General features: G+C 63.3%; 17 protein-coding genes. 13 read left to right on the top strand and 4 right to left on the bottom strand.

Translation table 11 applies throughout. The features are described from left to right. Positions 1–174 precede the first annotated feature (174 nt). The 6 genes from VFP86_18500 (at position 175) to VFP86_18475 (ending at position 6,087) form a co-directional block, all read left to right on the top strand. Positions 175–1,548, top strand: a complete 1,374-nt coding sequence (locus VFP86_18500) for an extracellular solute-binding protein (protein ID HET9001638.1) — start codon at positions 175–177, stop codon at positions 1,546–1,548. After that, the gene (locus VFP86_18495) at positions 1,545–2,495 is read left to right on the top strand and encodes a sugar ABC transporter permease (GenBank protein ID HET9001637.1); all 951 of its coding nucleotides are present in this window, start codon (positions 1,545–1,547) and stop codon (positions 2,493–2,495) included. Before VFP86_18500 ends, VFP86_18495 begins: the two co-directional genes overlap by 4 nt. Before the next feature lie 16 nt (positions 2,496–2,511). Beyond that, positions 2,512–3,363, top strand: a complete 852-nt coding sequence (locus VFP86_18490) for a carbohydrate ABC transporter permease (GenBank protein ID HET9001636.1) — start codon at positions 2,512–2,514, stop codon at positions 3,361–3,363. Continuing rightward, a complete protein-coding gene (locus tag VFP86_18485; GenBank protein HET9001635.1) occupies positions 3,360–4,592 on the top strand; it encodes a Gfo/Idh/MocA family oxidoreductase in 1,233 nt (410 codons plus the stop codon). Before VFP86_18490 ends, VFP86_18485 begins: the two co-directional genes overlap by 4 nt. A 19-nt stretch (positions 4,593–4,611) precedes the next feature. Continuing rightward, complete coding sequence (locus VFP86_18480; protein HET9001634.1) at positions 4,612–5,604, top strand: Gfo/Idh/MocA family oxidoreductase; 993 nt, start codon at positions 4,612–4,614, stop codon at positions 5,602–5,604. Positions 5,605–5,817: 213 nt separating this feature from the next. Beyond that, the gene (locus VFP86_18475) at positions 5,818–6,087 is read left to right on the top strand and encodes a hypothetical protein (protein ID HET9001633.1); all 270 of its coding nucleotides are present in this window, start codon (positions 5,818–5,820) and stop codon (positions 6,085–6,087) included. A gap of 52 nt (positions 6,088–6,139) precedes the next feature. Here VFP86_18475 and VFP86_18470 read toward each other — a convergent pair whose 3' ends face one another. Together VFP86_18470 and VFP86_18465 are read right to left on the bottom strand one after the other, a co-directional pair. After that, a complete protein-coding gene (locus VFP86_18470) occupies positions 6,140–7,759 on the bottom strand; it encodes a thiamine pyrophosphate-binding protein (protein HET9001632.1) in 1,620 nt (539 codons plus the stop codon). An 11-nt stretch (positions 7,760–7,770) separates the two neighbouring features. Further along, positions 7,771–8,991: a CoA transferase gene (locus VFP86_18465; GenBank protein HET9001631.1), complete on the bottom strand. Its 1,221-nt coding sequence runs from the start codon at positions 8,989–8,991 to the stop codon at positions 7,771–7,773. A gap of 250 nt (positions 8,992–9,241) precedes the next feature. Between VFP86_18465 and VFP86_18460 the strand changes: the two genes are divergently transcribed. Both VFP86_18460 and VFP86_18455 read left to right on the top strand, forming a co-directional pair. Next, positions 9,242–9,607 carry a cupin domain-containing protein gene (locus VFP86_18460; protein HET9001630.1) on the top strand — a complete coding sequence of 122 codons (366 nt, stop codon included), beginning with the start codon at positions 9,242–9,244 and terminating at the stop codon, positions 9,605–9,607. Positions 9,608–9,751: 144 nt separating this feature from the next. Then, positions 9,752–10,543, top strand: a complete 792-nt coding sequence (locus VFP86_18455) for an SPOR domain-containing protein (protein ID HET9001629.1) — start codon at positions 9,752–9,754, stop codon at positions 10,541–10,543. A 254-nt stretch (positions 10,544–10,797) separates the two neighbouring features. On the opposite strand, the gene VFP86_18450 is transcribed toward VFP86_18455, so the two are convergent. Beyond that, a complete protein-coding gene (locus VFP86_18450) occupies positions 10,798–11,757 on the bottom strand; it encodes a Dyp-type peroxidase (protein ID HET9001628.1) in 960 nt (319 codons plus the stop codon). A 142-nt stretch (positions 11,758–11,899) separates the two neighbouring features. Here VFP86_18450 and VFP86_18445 point away from each other — a divergent pair, with 142 nt between their 5' ends. From VFP86_18445 to VFP86_18430, 4 genes are read left to right on the top strand one after another with little or no spacing between them, the layout of a single operon-like run. Next, complete coding sequence (locus VFP86_18445; GenBank protein HET9001627.1) at positions 11,900–12,505, top strand: sulfite oxidase-like oxidoreductase; 606 nt, start codon at positions 11,900–11,902, stop codon at positions 12,503–12,505. A 20-nt stretch (positions 12,506–12,525) separates the two neighbouring features. Next, a complete protein-coding gene (locus VFP86_18440; GenBank protein ID HET9001626.1) occupies positions 12,526–13,233 on the top strand; it encodes a ferredoxin reductase in 708 nt (235 codons plus the stop codon). Continuing rightward, positions 13,233–13,496, top strand: coding sequence for a DUF6510 family protein (locus VFP86_18435; GenBank protein HET9001625.1), 264 nt, complete (start codon positions 13,233–13,235; stop codon positions 13,494–13,496). The genes VFP86_18440 and VFP86_18435 overlap by 1 nt, the downstream gene beginning before the upstream one ends. Positions 13,497–13,500: 4 nt before the next feature. Beyond that, positions 13,501–14,460, top strand: a complete 960-nt coding sequence (locus VFP86_18430) for a ring-cleaving dioxygenase (GenBank protein HET9001624.1) — start codon at positions 13,501–13,503, stop codon at positions 14,458–14,460. Between the two features lie 38 nt (positions 14,461–14,498). On the opposite strand, the gene VFP86_18425 is transcribed toward VFP86_18430, so the two are convergent. Further along, entirely contained in the window at positions 14,499–15,152 is a 654-nt protein-coding gene (locus VFP86_18425; GenBank protein ID HET9001623.1) for an MOSC domain-containing protein, read from the bottom strand. Between the two features lie 249 nt (positions 15,153–15,401). Between VFP86_18425 and VFP86_18420 the strand changes: the two genes are divergently transcribed. Further along, on the top strand, positions 15,402–15,911 hold the full coding sequence (locus VFP86_18420; protein HET9001622.1) for a hypothetical protein: 510 nt from the start codon (positions 15,402–15,404) through the stop codon (positions 15,909–15,911). Positions 15,912–15,950 lie beyond the last annotated feature (39 nt).

The raw sequence follows: 15,950 nt of genomic DNA, 5'->3' as shown, positions 1-15,950 counted from the left end.
GGACGCATCGGGCGGCGCGAGAGCGGGATCTTGTTGCTCGGAAAGTGCGAACTCCGGTTGACGCGTGTGGCGCCTTGGACTATACTCGATCCGCTCTCACGCTGCCGGCACGGCGCAGATCTCCCGGGCCGAGTGTGGGCGGTACCGATTGCCGAGACCAGAGGAGGACGAGCCATGGCGATCCATCTCTCCCGGCGCCGATTCCTTGGTACCGTCGCCCTCGCCGGCGGTTCGGCACTGGCCGCCTTGAACCGGGCCGGCTCTCCGGTCTCCGCGGCTGGGGCCGCGTTCGACTGGAGAAAGCACGCTGGAGCCAAGCTGCGCGTGCTCACCCTCAAATTCCCGCTGTCGGAGATCCAGGAGGCTCGGCTGTCCGAATTCGAACAGCTGACCGGGATCAAGGTGCAGTGGGAGATGCTGCCCGAGGATTTGTGGCGCCAGAAGGTGAAGGTGGAGCACCTGGCCGGCACGACCGACCTCGATGTCTATTTGAGCTACTACGGCCAAGAGGGCCGGCAGTTCTTCACCTCGGGCTGGTATACCGATCTACGACCAATGATCGGAAACGCCGAGGTAACCAACCCGGAGTTCGCCTGGAACGACTTCCTTCCCAACCTGCGCGAGGCGGCCACGGTCGAGGGACAGATCCCGATCGTCCCTGACCGCGCTTCGGCCTTGCCGATTCTCTATTACCGGCGGGATCTCTTCCAGCAGTTCAAGCTCGAGCGCCCCAAGACATGGCAGGATGTCCGAAATGCCGCCAAGGTGATCTACCAGGGCACCAACAAGCAGGTCTTCGGGATCGTGCTCCGGGGCAAGGGCGCCGCCGCCACGTCGATGTTTGCCCCCGTCCTCTACGATTTTGGTGGGCAGTGGTTCAATCGCCAGAGCGGCGATGTGGCCTTTAACACGCCGGAAGCCCAAGCCGCCTTCGAATGGTGGGGATCGATTTTGCGTGAGTATGGGCCTCCGGGGTCAGTGAACAATCATTGGGCCGAGGTCACAAGCATCTTCAGCCAGGGACGGGCGGCGATGCTCTTCGATGACATCACGTTCATCACGATCTTTTCCGACCCGTCGAAATCCGCGATCGTGAACAAGGTCGGCTACGCCGTGGCCCCCCAGGGCCCCCGGTCGGGTGACTGGCGAAAGCTGTCCGCCTACGCGCCCGGGGTGAACGGGCTCGCGATCTCCGGCCTCACGAAGCAGAAAGCCCCGGCCTGGTACCTCGTGCAGTACATGAGCGATCGGAAGACGTCTAAGCAGTACATGCTCAAAGGAGGCCTGGCGCCCCGCCAGTCGGCCTGGGGCGATCCTGAGGTCGTGAAGGCGCTCGACCCGGAGTTCCTGGAGGCGGGCCGCGCGTCGGCCCAGATCAACTACCCGGGGGCGGCGCCCCTGTCGATTACCAATGTCTCCAAGGCCCGCGACTACATCGGTCAGGTCATCGTCACAGCCATTCAGGGGGGCAACGTCAAGGCCGCCCTCAACGTCGCCTACAACGAGTGCGTCGAGCTGCTGAAGGAGGAGCGCGCTAAGAAGTCTTGACGTCCCGCGACTCAGCTCCGGCCGCCGGCCCCTGGGTCGGTCCGGCACGGGGGTATCCGTCGTCCCGCCGCGCCCGGGCGGTGGCTTTCGTCGACCGGCACCTGCACGTGTTGTTTCCACTGCCCACGTTACTGCTCGTTCTCGGCCTCATCGTCTACCCGCTCGTCTACACCCTTCTCCTGAGTACGCGGCGGTACGATCTGACGCTCAAGCACTATGCGAACATCGGATTGGCGCACTATGTCGGCGTGTTCGCGAGCAGTCGCTTCTGGGACGCGTTCGGGCGCACCGTCTATTTCACTGTGCTCTCAGTTACCGGATCGATCGTCCTCGGCATGGTGATGGCCCTCATCCTGAACCGCGACTTCCGCGGTGTCCGGTGGGCGCGCACGGCATTCCTGCTGCCGATGGTCGCGACGCCCGTAGCGACTTCCCTCGTGTGGATGATGATGTTCAACCCGACCCTGGGCGTGCTCAACTACTTCCTCCGGTTCGTCGGCCTGCCCCCGAGTCTTTGGGTCGCCGACGCCCGACTGGCAATTCCTACCATCGTGATGGTCGACGTCTGGCACTTCGCGCCGTTCGCGATGCTCATCCTTCTGGCGGGCCTGCGGTCGCTCCCGCTGGAACCGTTCGAGTCGGCCATGATCGACGGGGCGTCGCGCTGGCAGATTTTCACACGGATCACGCTCCCGCTTCTGCGGCCGGTCCTGGTCATTGTTCTGATGTTCCGCACCATCGACGCGCTCAAGGTGTTCGACCTCATCTGGGTGATGACGGCGGGTGGGCCCGGCTTCGGGTCCGAGACACTGTACATCTACGCGTACAGCCAGGCGTTCAAGTATTTGGACCTGGGGTACGGCTCCGCGGTGATCGTGGTCTTCACGCTGATCGTGGCGGTAGCGAGTGTAGCGTGGATCAAGGCCCGGGAGCGCGCGTGGGCCTGAGACGGGAGGCGGGCGAATGCCGCAGCGGACGGTGAGTCCCCGCGCGAGGCGGCGCGTGGCGAGGATCATTGAAGGCGTAGTGTTCTACGTCACCCTGTCGAGTCTTCTCCTCTTCTTTCTCTTCACCCTCGGGTGGATGATCCTGTCGTCCTTCAAGAGCAACGTCCAGGTGACAGCCTATCCGCCGCTATGGGTGTTCAGGCCGACCCTCCAAAACTACATCGACGTGTTCACCAAGAACTCGTTCTTCTCGTATATGCTGAACAGCACAATCATCGCGGTCTCCGCCGTCGGCGTCGGCCTGGTCTGCGGGCTGCCCGCCGCCTACAGCATGGCGCGCCACCGCCAGGCGGCGCTCGGATTCTTCGTGTTGACCGCGCGGATCTTACCGGGCATCGCGTTCCTGGTGCCTCTCTTCGTGATCTACCGCCAACTCGGCTTGATCAATACCCATGTCGGCATCATCCTCACCCACATCATCGTAGTGCTCCCGATGATCGTCTGGATCATGGCGGGGTTCTTCGAAGACATCCCGCGGGATCTCGAGGACGCGGCGCTGATCGACGGTTGCTCGCGAGTGGCCACCTTTGCACGGATCGTACTCCCCCTCAGCCTGCCGGGGATCGTCGCCGCGACGATCCTTAGCTTTATTGCCTCCTGGAACAACTTCATCTTCGTGCTTATCCTCGGCGGCAAAGACACGATTACGCTCCCGATGGCAGTCTACAGCTTCGTCTCGTTCGAGGACGTCAACTGGGGCGGGCTGACGGCGGCCGCCACGATCATCACGGTGCCGATCCTTGCGCTTTCACTGGTCGTCCAACGGTTCCTGGCGGGAGGCTTGACGATGGGGGCCATCAAAGGATGAGCTCAGGGGCGCAGTCGAGACGGCGGTCACGAGAGCCCAGGCGGCGATCCGCGGGGGCTCGGGGGACAGGGGAGAGACGCAAAGCGCCGGCCGCGCCGCGCCTCCGCGTGGGCGTCATCGGCTGCGGCAAGATGGCGCGGAATCACGTCGACGGCTACCTGGCTAGCGGGCGCTACGAGATCGTCGCGCTCGCCGATCTCGATGCGGAGGCCATGGGGGAGATCGACAAGCAGTTCGGCCTCCGCACGGTGCATTACAAGGATCCCTCCGCCATGTTAGATGGCGAGCGGCTCGATGTCGTGTCCGTCTGCACGTGGCATACGGGCCACGCGACGTGGACCATCGCCGCCGCGGCGCGGCATCCCAAGGCGATCCTGTGCGAGAAGCCGATGGCGGAGACGATCGCACGCGCCGATGAAATGCTTATCGCGTGCCACCGCAATCAGACAAAGCTGGTCATCGGCCACCAGCGGCGCTTCCTTCCGGCCTACACGCTCGCGCGCGAGCTGATCGCGAATGGAGCCATCGGTCGTGTCTCGCTGTTGCTGAGCTTCGGAGGGCAGGGACTCCCTAATTACTCGTCTCATCAAACCGATATGTTCCGCTATCTGCTGGCCGACGACGAGTGCCGGTGGGTCATGGGGAACATCGAGCGAAAGACGGACCGCTACGAGCGGACGACGCGGATCGAGGACTGCGCCGTCGCGGTCTTCGAGTTCGAGCGGAGTGCGCGGGCCGCGATTCTGTCGGATGTGGGGCCGGCCCTGTTCCAGGGGGCGCACATCTACGGCACGGACGGCATGATCACGCTCACGACGGAACATCTCCATCTCCTGAACCGGGAGACGGGAGGCGTGTGGCAGACGCAGCAGCCCGATGGAAAGTTCTACCGGCTCGCCGACGAGGGGAGCCGCTTCGAGTGGCGGGAGGGTGCGGCTGCGCAGGCTGACGAGTTGGCGGATTGGATCGAGGGCGCCGTTGTGAGCCATCGCGGCCGCGGCGAGAACGGGTACAAGGCGCTGGAGATGATCCACGCCATCTACGAGTCGGCCCGGTGTCACGAGAAGGTCGTGCTCCCGCTCAAGACGCGGGTGAATCCCCTCGACCTGATGGTGGAGTCGGGACACCTGATCCCTGAGCGGCCTGGACGGTACGACATCCGCGCCTTCTTGCTGCGGGGCGAGCGCATGTGGGGAGACGACGACCGGGACCTGCCGTCGTCGTCGTGAGGCGGCACATGGAGGCGCCATGGGACGGATTCGGATGGCGCAGTACGGAACCCGGCACGGACACGCGGCGGGAAAGCTCCAGGCAATGCGCGGGCATCCCCGGGTCGAGCTCGTCGGCGTCATTGAGCCGGACGCGGGGCGGCGGGGCGAGCTGGACGGCCCGGGCAGTCCCTATGAGGGCGTGCGATGGTTCGATGGGCCCGCGCCCGTGCTCGAAGATGCGACAATCATCGCCGTCGCCTCCGAAGGCCGAAACGACGAGAGCCTCGCGCAGACGGAGGCGGTCGTTCGGTCCGGGAAGCACGTCTGGTACGACAAACCTCCGGGCGATGACTGGGAGGGCTGGCAGCGAGTGGTGACGCTGGCCCGCACGCGGGGTCTGCTCATCCAGGTCGGCTATATGTTCCGGTACCATGGTGGCTTCCAGCGGATCGTAGGCTGGGCGCGGTCCGGCCTGCTCGGCGAGGTCTTCGCCGTACGGGCGCACATGTCGACGTGGATTCCAGAGGCTGCGCAACGGGTGATCGCCCGCCATGCTGGAGGTATCTTCTTCGATCTTGCGGGACACATGCTGGATCAGATCGTGTGGATGCTCGGACGCCCACAGGAGGTCCGGGCGTTCTTGCGTAGCAACGGCGTTGCCCTGCCCGGCTTCCCCGACAACACCTTGGGAATCTTCTCCTACCCGCGCGCTTTGGCCGTAGTGGACATCTCGGCGATGGAGCCGCCGCCCACCGCCCGCCGGTTCGAGGTCTACGGGACCCGGGGAAGTGCCATCATGGAACCATTTGAACCTGCCGGCCCGATCCGACTGTGTCTGATCGAGGCCCAAGGCGAGTATCCGTCAGGTGAGCAGCGGGTCCCAGTGCCGGCGCAGTCCCGCCAGACGCTGTACGCACTCGAGCTCGACTCGTTCCTCGGCGCTGTGGAGGGCCTGCGACCCCCGGATCGGACGTTGGACCACGAGCTCCTGGTTCAGGAGACCCTGCTGAGGGCGACGGGCGGTTCCTGAAAGGAGCACGAATGTCCCTGCCGTTCATGCGGCGTGGGGCCTGACCATTCAACCATCTCGTTTAGCCGAACGGATGGTTTATTGTATCGAAGGAATGAAAAGTGACGAAAACCAGTCCGGCACGTTTGGCCCCAGGGCAACAAGGGGTTATGAACGCTGCGCGGTTGTCGATCGCTTGTGAAGGCGTATACACAAACAATGAGGGAGCATAATATGATCCGCACGATCGAGCAAGTGCAGCAAGACATCATACGGACGACGTTGGAAATCCAGACGTTGCGGCGCACCCAGGGACTGATGAGGGATAATAATCTCACCTTAGTCAGACAGCAAATTCAACAGCTGACCATTCGCCTAGATGGGCTCTATGAGGAGAAGCGTGCCGGACAGTCTCCTACACCGTCCACGAACATTCCAGCCGCTGAAAGTCAACACGCGGGTAAGGCTGCCAACAGGCTTATCGCCCAGCTTTTCGGGGGGTAACCGGTCTCGCACTGGGTCTCGAGTGGCAGGAGCACCCTCTGATCATCCCCACTCAGGTTGAGTAGTCGGCGAAGCGAACGGTCTGGGCCCGGGCGGTGGGGTCCGTGACGACATTGACCACCGCGGGCTTATCGCTGGCTGCCGCCCGCTCCAAGGCCGGCCGGATGAGAGCGGCGTCCTCCACATGCTCGGTGTGGCAGCCAATGGGCGCGAACATCAGGTCGTAACGGGTGAAGCCGAGCTCGCGGCCGACTTTGAATCGGTCGGTGGCCGTCCACCCCCCATTGTTCGAGATCACACAGATCACGGGCAGACGGTGCCGGACGGCGGTGTCCATCTCCATAGCGTTTAGGCCGAAGGAGCCGTCGCCATGAAGGACAACCACGAGTTTGTCCGGCATGGCGACCTTTGCCCCCAGTCCAAACGGCAGCCCCACGCCCATGCAGCCGTAGGGGCCGGAGTTGAGACTGTGCGGCGCAAGGAAGAGAATCGCGCTGCGGGCGTAATTGAGGATCTCCTGCCCGTCGACACAGAGGATCGCGTCGGGGGGCAGGAAGTCGCGGACCTCCTTGCAGAGGCGGAGGGGATGAATGGGCCGGCCGTCGGCGGACATTCGCTTTTCCTGCTCGGCCCGCCTCACTTCGTTCAGACCGGCCAGGTAGGAGTTCCAGCGCGTCCGCCGCTCGGAGTGAAGCGCGCCGTCACCGGCGGCAAGTAGTTGAGCGAGCACGGCTTTGGCGTCGCCCACGATGCCGGCATCCGCGCGCCGGTTGCGTCCGATCTCGGCAGGATCGATGTCGATCTGGATCAGCTTCGCGTCCGAACTCCAGCGGGGTGGCCGAGCGTAGCCGATGACGTAGTTCTGGCGGGTCCCCACCTGCACGATAAGGTCCGCCTCCCGCCAGCCGGCGCCGCGGGCACCCAAGAAGCATAGGGGGTGGTCTTCCGGGATCACCCCCCGTCCCTGAGGGGTGGTGAAGAATGGGATCTTCCCCCGTTCGACCAGGGTCCGCAGTTCTACCTCCGCCTCTGCCCAAAGCACTCCACTTCCGCTGATCAAGATCGGGCGCTCGGAGGCGGCGATGAGTTCGAGGGCGCGCTCAACCATTTGAGGATCCCCCGGCGGCCGCTGGCGACCAACGGCGGCCGGTGCCCAGCGCACTTGATCCTCTGGAACCTCTCGGTAGAGGATGTCTCCCGGCATGTCGAGGAAGACCGGCCCCGGCCGAGAGCCGAACGCGTGGCTAAAGGCCATTCGCACCAACTCCGGGATGCGTCTGGGGTCGAAACAGCGATCTGCCCAGCGCGTGATCGGCCGGAAGATCGCCACCTGATCGGTCTCCTGGAAAGCCCCCATGCCCATATGGGAGACTGGACTCGATCCACCAATCGCAATCACAGGAGCCGAGTCCACAAACGCGTTGGCGATACCGGTGACCAGGTTGGTCGTACCGGGACCACTGCAGGCCATGCAAACCGCTGGTCGCCGGCGGAGGCGGCTGTAGGCGTTGGCCATCATAGCGGCCGCCTGCTCGTGGCGGGCGTCGATCATTCGGATACCCTCTCCCAGACAGGCGTTCTCGCAGTCGATCATTGGGCCGCCCATCAGGAAGAAGATCGCCTCCACCCCTAGGTCTTTGAGGCAGCGCGCCAAGATCTCGTTTCCTGTCATCGAAGCCTCCTTCAGATCACGCCCTCCTCACCCAGTCGAGCCATCGCAACTCCGTCCAGCCCGAGGAGTTCCTCGTACACCTCGCGATTGTGCTGGCCGAGCAGGGGGGCCGCCTCGACCCGTACGTAAGAGCGGTCCATCTTCACCGGCCAGCCCGGCATCTTGATCGTGCCCCGCGTGGGGTGATCAACGCTGACGATCGCTCCCCTCCGATTGAGATGCTCGTCCTCGGTTAACTCAAGGGTGTCGAAAATCGCCCCCGCGGGCACCCCCGCCCGACCCAGGCGCTCCATCGCCTCTCGTTTTGTGTACTGCCGGGTCCACGCCGAGATCAGCGGGTCGATCGCCGCCGCGTTGGCAGCCCGCACTACCGGGTTCCCGAAGCGAGGGTCGTCCTTCAGATCGAGGTGTCCGATCACCCCCAGCAGGCGCTCCCATTGGTGGTTGCCGGCCCTGCTGGTGTAGATGAACACGTAGTCGTTGGCACCGCCCGGCCGGCAAGGGTAGATGCCGCTCGGGGCCGTCATCCCCAGCTGGCTTTGGTTCCCCCACCGCTCGGCCGGACTGCCGGTGAGCAGCTGGCGGGCAAAGGAGATCCGGCAATAGTTAAGCACCGCTTCCTGCATGGCGACTTCCACGCGCTGGCCGAATCCCGACCGTTCCCGCTGGAAGAGGGCGGCCAGGATTCCGATCGCCAAATGGAGGCCGGCTCCAGTGTCACCGATCGTCGGCCCCGGCTTGATAGGCACGCCCTCCGGGTCACCGGTGAGGCTCATGGCGCCACCTGCCGCCTGAGCAATCATGTCAAACGCGGGGAATGTCCCGAAGGGACCGTCGGGCGCGAAGCCTTTGACTTGTGCGTAGACGACTCGCGGGTTGATCCGGCGGAGTTCGTCGTAGCCAAACCCGAGACGCTCGATGATGCCGGGGGCGAAGTTTTCTACGAACACGTCGGCCCTTTCAATCAAGCGCCCGAGCATGCGGCGCCCCTCTGGGTGTTTGAGGTTGAGAGTGACCGAGCGCTTGTTGGCGTTGAGGAGCAGGAAATAATAGGAGTCGAGGCCGGGGACGTCGGTCGATGCACGCCGGCCCTGTTCACCGTGACCAGGCGGTTCCACCTTGATCACGTCCGCTCCCAACCACGCCAGCGTCTCGGTGCACGAGGTGCCGGCCTCGAACTGCGTGAGATCGATGACCCGGATGCCGCTCAGCGCGGAACCTCTATCAACCATCCGATACCTCCCTGAAAAGGGGACAGGCCGTCACCCTCCGTGAACGATACAATCTTCGATTCGGTCACGTCCACTCCCCGCCTGGCCGGAGAAGCCGCTCCCGGCAATGACTGCCGGGCGGCATGACATTCAGGGGGGGCGGCTCAGGAGTCTGCTCGAATCCTATTCCTGACGACGATATCGACCCCCAAGCCCGATCCGGCCAGAGGCGTGTTGGCCCGCTCAAGAACAACGGAGAGGAGAGGGTACCATGAGCTACAAATCGGTCAACTTCGCGCAAAAGTTCGGATTATTCGACGAGCCATGGCAACCGAAGGTCATTGCAGAAATGAACGATTATCAATTCAAGGTCGTGAAGCTGCAGGGCGATTTTATTTGGCATGACCATCAAGATACGGACGAAACGTTCATCGTGGTCGAAGGCGATCTGCGGATCGATTTTCGCGATGGCGCTGTCCATGTCTCGGCTGGAGAGATGTTCGTCGTTCCAAAAGGGGTTGAGCACAAGCCTTACGCAGAACACGAGGTCAAAGTACTGCTGATTGAACCGCGCGGGGTGCTCAATACAGGGCACGCGGGCGGTGGTCGGACTGCGAAGAATGACGTTTGGATTTGATGCTGCGCCTTTGCCTGGCAGGACCGTGTTGGCGTGTGACTGGGAACGATCCGCTCACCTTCGCCATCGTACCTGACTACGAAAGGTGAATTGTGGGCATTACGTATGTGTATGAATCACCAACTAGAGGCCGTTGCACTGCTGATGGAGCCGTCTCTGCCTGACGGCTACCGGGTGAGAGACGTCGAAGGGCGCTTGTATCTGTTTGATCCACAGGGGATTCCACTGCATGGCCCCACGGACCCGTCCCTCATAGAGGCGTATGCGTGGCGTCATGCCTGGCGCCATATCGAACGGGAACTCAACGAGGAGCTGGCTGGCCTCCACACCGGCATCCGTCCATTACACACCTTGCGCAGGCTGCGCCAGTATATGCGGATGCTGGATGCCGCGGCCCAGACGCCGCACGAGGTGGAGCAGCGGCCGGTACGGAGAGGTATGGTCGCCTGGGGCGCCCTCGCCTCGGCTGCGGCAATTGCGGCAGTCTTCTTGATGACTCCGCTGCGGACCGGGCGGGTCCCCGAGAAGATCCCAAATCCGCCTGCGTCGAGCCAGCGGGCGACGGCCACATTCGCGAAGCATCCTGCCCCTCCTGTGCCCGCCGAGCCCGGATCCTCAGGGAACGTGCAAGTCCCTCCTGCCACGCGGGCGCTTGAGCTGCCTCGCGGGGCGCCCAGCGCCACAGGCACCGAGCCACCCCGGGCCACGCTCGCGAGATACGCGGTGAGTTTCGGAGAGTTCGTTAACCGTGCCACCGCCGACAGCATGATGCACCTCATTCGAAGCAGAGGGTACATCGTGTATGTTGCGCGGATTGGAGAGGACTTCAGGGTTGTGACCCGGCCGTATCACACGCGCGCGCAGGCCGAGCGGTTGGCAAACGCGCTGCAGGAGATCGGGTGGCCGGTGGAACTTGCGATCGCTCGTGAGATCTGAGGTGTAGGGGCTCGTTCCGAGGGTTGTCGCTGGCTCAGGGAACAGGGATTCGGTATACACGTATTCGGTTTTCGTTTCTCCCCCGATATGCCATAGTATGAATGAGTGGCTGGTCCCCTCTATTTCGCTGTATCGCCCTTCTCTAGCCTGGGCAGAAACAATCCGCGCAGAAGCTCACCGGATCTCACATGTAGGAGGAACTTGGCCGCAACCGTCTCGGGGACCGATGGCGCGACCACCGGCGCCGCCGCGGGCTAACCGGCCGCCAAGCCCTCCAGGAACGTCACGGAGGGCACGAAGAAGAGGGTACCGGTGACAGCGCGGCTGTAGTCCAGCAACCGGTCATAGTTGCCGGGCGGCCGGCCGACGAACATGTTCACCATCATCTGCTCGATCCTGTGAGGCGAACGGGCATAACCGATGAAATAGGTGCCAAATTCCCCCTTCGCGGCCTCACCGAAGGGCATGTTGTCACGGAGGATTTCGAGCTCTTGTCCGTCTTCTTCGATCGATGTCAACGCGTTGTGCGCCGAGGTGGGTTTCACGGCGTCGTCAAGTTCGATGTCCGAGAGCTTTGTACGGCCGATGATGCGCTCTTGCGCCTCTGTCGACAGCGCATTCCATCCATGTAAATCGTGGAGATACTTCTGTACCACGACGTAACTGCCCCCGATGAAGGCGGAGTCCTCGTCGCCGATGATGGTGGCCTCGATCGCCGCCTGCTCCTTTGGGTTCTCCGTCCCGTCAACGAACCCGATCAGGTCGCGATTGTCGAAGTAGCGGAAGCCGTGTACCTCATCCACAGGGGACACTGCGTTACCGAGCCGCGCCATGAGCTGCGTGGCCAGTTCGAAACAGAGGTCCATCCGCTTGGCGCGGATGTGGAAGAGGATGTCGCCGGGGGTGGAGACGGCATGGCGCGGTCCGGCCAAGATCTCGCGGAACGGGTGAAGCTCGGCAGGCCGCGGAAGTCCGAAGAGCGGCTCCCAGGCGTCAGATCCAAACCCGATCACGCAGGAAAGTTGTCCGTCCTGGTCGCGGAACCCAACCGCACGCAGCAGCCCGGCGAGGTCTCCGCAGAGCGATCGCACCGCCGCCTGATTCTCCGTGCCCGAGTTTACGGTCACGATCAAAAAGATCGCGGCACGCGTGAGCGGTGCGACCACCGGCTGCGGGATGACGCCTGACATTCCCGCCGCGTCACGTGTGGCCATGGGTTTGGCTTTCTTCGCGATTTGCGCCTGCTCCTTTGACGAGATGGGCTCAGCCGCGATCGGGAGACCAGGAGCCCCGCGAGCCCGCGACGTACAGCCGTGACTAGGCCTTCAAATGGCACCCGCAGTGGGAGGTGACCGCATGAGCTTCATTTCACGAGGCTTCCGAGGACGCCGAGAGGAGAGCGCCATCGCGGGACGTCTCCCGCCCGGACAGTATCTGGAGCGGGGCTTTCCCGTGCTGTCGGCCGGTCCGACTCCGCACACGCCGCTCGACCGATGGGATTTCTCAGTTCTCGGCAGTGTGGAGCAGCCTAAGCGCTGGACCTGGGACGAACTGCGCACTCTGCCGCATGAGTCCGTGATCGTCGACATCCACTGCGTCACCAAGTGGTCGAAACTGGACACGCACTGGGAGGGGGTCTCCCTTGACACGCTGCTGGCGCAGGTGAAATCCGAAGCCGACTACGTCGTCGCCTTCTGCGACGGCGGCTACACCACGAACCTTCCTCGCGAGGAAGTGACGGACGGCAAGGCGTGGATCGTGGATGCCTACGAAGGTGAGCCCATCCCGCCCGAGCACGGTGGGCCGGCGCGGCTGCTGGTGCCCCATCTGTACTTCTGGAAGAGTGCGAAGTGGGTGCGGGGTCTGCGCCTGGTCGATGAGGATGAGCCGGGCTTCTGGGAAACACTCGGCTATCACAACCTTGGTGATCCGTGGAAGGAACAACGATACGCCGGCGACTGACCTGGCAGCTCGGCGAGGTCGTGGAGACACGGACGGAGACCGCGCGGGCGAGAAGCGTGACGCTGGCGCTGCCGGAATGGCCCGGGCACCGGCCGGGCCAGCACGTGGATGTGCGGCTCACGGCAGAAGACGGCTACCAAGCAGAGCGGAGTTACTCCATTGCCTCACCGCCCGAGGAACAGCGGAAGGTGACGATTACCGTCGAACGGCTTGACGACGGGGAGGTGTCGCCGTATCTGGTTGACGAGGTACAGGTTGGTGACCACCTGGAGCTGCGGGGGCCCATCGGCGGGTACTTCGTCTGGGAGGCGCCCGTGGGCGGGCCGCTCCTCCTCGTCGGTGGGGGATCGGGCATTGTGCCGTTGATGGCCATGATCCGGCACCGCCGGGCGGTCAGCAGCACGGTGCCGACTCGATTGCTCTACTCGTCGCGCTCGCAAGAGGAGGTGATCTACCGCGATGAGCTCGATGATTTGACGCGCCGCGATGGGGCGCTGGAGGTGATCTACACGTTCACCCGAAAGCAACCGCCGGGCTGGACGGGGTATGGTCGCCGCATCGACGGCGATCTGCTGCGGGAAGTGGCGTGGCCTGCCGAGGACCATCCCCTCGCGTACATTTGCGGCCCCACCCTGTTCGTCGAGACAGCGGCGACGGGCGTGGTGGCACTGGGATACGCTGTGTCTTCCGTCAAGACTGAACGATTCGGCCCGACAGGAGGCGTTTGATGGAAAACCGACTGGACGGCAATGCGGCAGGGGGGATCCTGCACGAGGTCTTCCCCTTCGACATGACCGCCACCCAGGCGACCTGTGCGGGGTGTGGGGCGACCGGTCCGATCGGCGCGCTCGCCGCGTACATTCACGGGATGGGCACGGTGGTGCGCTGCCCTTCTTGTGACACCGCCCTCATTCGGCTTGCGCATGTGAAAGGGCAATATTGGATGGACATGCGCGGAGCGCGGGTCCTTCAAATCAGCGGCGGGCGGTAACCAATTGGATGTCGAGGGGCTTCTTGGTATTCATCACATTACGGCGATTGCCGGCGACCCCCAGCACAACGTCGAGTTCTATGCGGGGATCCTGGGTCTGCGCCTTGTGAAACAAACGGTCAACTACGACGATCCCGGGACGTATCACTTGTACTTTGGGGATGAACTCGGGCGTCCCGGCACTGTTCTGACGTTCTTCCCTTGGCCGGGGGCCCCCCGAGGACGCCACGGCGTGGGGCAGGCGACTGTCGTCTCGTTTTCTGTCCCTCCTGAGTCGCTCGGATTTTGGGAGGATCGCCTCAGGAGCCGTGAGATCCCGGTCGAGCGACTGGAGTCCCTGTTCGATGAATCGATCCTTGAGTTTTCGGACCCCGACGGGCTGCAACTCGAACTCGTCGCAGATTCCAGGACGGATCTGGGGCATCCGTGGACGGCTGCGCCCGTGCCTGTGTCGCAGGCGATCCGAGGGTTCCACAGCGTCGCGTTGCTCGAGCATGCGTACCATGACACCGATGCGCTGCTGACTGGGGTGCTGGGCTTCCACCTCGCAAAGGCAGTCGGGCACCGGCGGCGATACGCGGTGGGGGATGGACATCTAGCCACACGGGTCGACGTGGTGACCGCTCCGGACGCATCGCCAGGCCACGTATCGGTGGGCACGGTTCACCACATCGCGTGGCGAGCGTCAGATGAGGAGGCTCAGCAGCGGTGGCGGGAGATGATTATTGAGGCGGGCTTGAGCGTCACACCGGTGAGGGATCGCCAGTATTTCAGGTCGATCTACTTCCGAGAGCCCGGCGGTGTCCTGTTTGAAATCGCGACTGATACTCCGGGTTTCACCGTTGACGAGTCCTTTGCCGCCTTGGGCACGCACCTCAAGCTGCCGCCTTGGCTCGAACCCCAGCGCGCGGCGCTCGCAACCCGGCTGCCGAAGCTCCTCGTGCCGAAGTCCGGTCCGCCATAGGACCGGGTCCGCCTGCCGCCCTGATATCTATCTCGATTTCACGTGGCTGCCGAGAGATTCTCGATCCGATGTCGGAAGTACCCCCTCCAGCTTTCGGGCAACGCGGGGACCTGCAGGGCACGGTGCAACAGGTCCCGATTGTTCTTGTCGTGCGCATACAAGCGGGTAATATCGGCGACCGTGACACCGTGCTTGTCGCGCTCGATCAGCTCGACCGCGTCCCCGGCTTCAACCGGGCCTTCGCGCACGACGGCGACGTAGAAGCCTGTCCGGCCGCTGGCGAGGAAGCGTTTGATGATGTCCTCCCGTCCGAACTTGATGCCTAGTTTGTAGCACGGCAGGCGGGGCTCGGTGATCATCACTTCCGCCGAACCCGCACGAAACCGATCCCCAATGTTGAGAGCGTCCTCCCGCAACCACTCGGCGGTGAGATTTTCGCCGAACATCCCCCAGGGCAGCGTCATCTGAGGCAATTCCCTGCACCAATATTCGTAGTGTTCCACCAGGTACACATACGCCGCTTTACTTGGCCCTCCGTGGACTGATAGATCGGCCTGCTGGTCCCCGTCCAGATTGAGGGTGCGCAAGGTGACCGGGCCCTCGACCGGTTCTTTGAAAATCCCGGTCGTGACCCGCTTGCCCTTCCAGACCACTTCGCGGGGAAGGGACACGTTCACGGAAGCGATGTGCATAGCGTCCTACCCGATATCCCCTGGGAGCTTCGCTCCAGCGGCCAGCGTCGCCACCTTCTTAGATACTCCTGGTTTCATCTTTCCGTCCCTCCCGCTTTGTTGAGTGCGCCGGAACCACGCCAACCGAATGCTGACATGGTCGCAGGGCAAGTTGGGCACACAATAAGAGTAGGTAACCGGCATGCGTCTTCCGGACTCAAGACCCAAAGACCTTCTCACAGCCCTGATACGACCTTCAGAGGGAGCACAATGAAAAGAAAAGAGTATGAGATGGTGCCTGCTGGGAGCGTCGACGCTCTGGAGACCGTCCTGAAGGCTATGGAACGGAGGCTGCAGTTGACGATGGTGGGATGGGGGCTCAGCGTCATCGTGCTGGGACTTGTGACGGCGTTCGCCTTGTGGATCGTTCGAGACTCGTTGCGGCCGGCCGAAATTCGGGCCCGCACGATTCAGGTCGTGGACGCCGCGGGTCGGACCCGCGCCTCCCTCGGCGTCGGTTCCGACGGTCCTGCGCTGACGCTGTATGATGATGCGGGGAAGTCTCGGCTCGGACTCGTCGTTGCGTCGGACGGTCCCAGGGTTGTGCTCTCCGATCCTTTCGAGACCCAGCGAGCGTCACTCGAAGTCAGCTCATCCGGCATGCCGGATTTCACCCTCTCGGACAGCATCGGCTTTCAATCCATTCTTACCCCCTCGACCGTCTTGTTCCACAAAGATAAGAAGATCTTTTGGGCCTCGCCATTGTTTCCGCTCAAGTAGATGATTGGCCTCATTAAGCTTTGCACGTGGAGGGGCCCG

The organism is bacterium (assembly GCA_035703895.1).
Taxonomy (GTDB): Bacteria; Sysuimicrobiota; Sysuimicrobiia; order Sysuimicrobiales; family Segetimicrobiaceae; genus Segetimicrobium.
Note: the sequence above shows the minus strand (reverse complement) of the source record. Positions and strands in the feature narration are given on the sequence as shown.

Bases quoted from the DNA above. Each gene is read 5' to 3' on its own strand.
- VFP86_18445 (HET9001627.1), top strand. From the start codon at position 11,900: ATGAGCTTCATTTCACGAGGCTTCCGAGGACGCCGAGAGGAGAGCGCC.
- VFP86_18480 (HET9001634.1), top strand. From the start codon at position 4,612: ATGGGACGGATTCGGATGGCGCAGTACGGAACCCGGCACGGACACGCG.
- VFP86_18500 (HET9001638.1), top strand. From the start codon at position 175: ATGGCGATCCATCTCTCCCGGCGCCGATTCCTTGGTACCGTCGCCCTC.
- VFP86_18485 (HET9001635.1), top strand. From the start codon at position 3,360: ATGAGCTCAGGGGCGCAGTCGAGACGGCGGTCACGAGAGCCCAGGCGG.
- VFP86_18450 (HET9001628.1), bottom strand. From the start codon at position 11,757: ATGGCCACACGTGACGCGGCGGGAATGTCAGGCGTCATCCCGCAGCCG.
- VFP86_18490 (HET9001636.1), top strand. From the start codon at position 2,512: ATGCCGCAGCGGACGGTGAGTCCCCGCGCGAGGCGGCGCGTGGCGAGG.
- VFP86_18455 (HET9001629.1), top strand. From the start codon at position 9,752: ATGGAGCCGTCTCTGCCTGACGGCTACCGGGTGAGAGACGTCGAAGGG.
- VFP86_18460 (HET9001630.1), top strand. From the start codon at position 9,242: ATGAGCTACAAATCGGTCAACTTCGCGCAAAAGTTCGGATTATTCGAC.
- VFP86_18435 (HET9001625.1), top strand. From the start codon at position 13,233: ATGGAAAACCGACTGGACGGCAATGCGGCAGGGGGGATCCTGCACGAG.
- VFP86_18425 (HET9001623.1), bottom strand. From the start codon at position 15,152: ATGCACATCGCTTCCGTGAACGTGTCCCTTCCCCGCGAAGTGGTCTGG.
- VFP86_18420 (HET9001622.1), top strand. From the start codon at position 15,402: ATGAAAAGAAAAGAGTATGAGATGGTGCCTGCTGGGAGCGTCGACGCT.
- VFP86_18465 (HET9001631.1), bottom strand. From the start codon at position 8,991: ATGGTTGATAGAGGTTCCGCGCTGAGCGGCATCCGGGTCATCGATCTC.
- VFP86_18475 (HET9001633.1), top strand. From the start codon at position 5,818: ATGATCCGCACGATCGAGCAAGTGCAGCAAGACATCATACGGACGACG.
- VFP86_18470 (HET9001632.1), bottom strand. From the start codon at position 7,759: ATGACAGGAAACGAGATCTTGGCGCGCTGCCTCAAAGACCTAGGGGTG.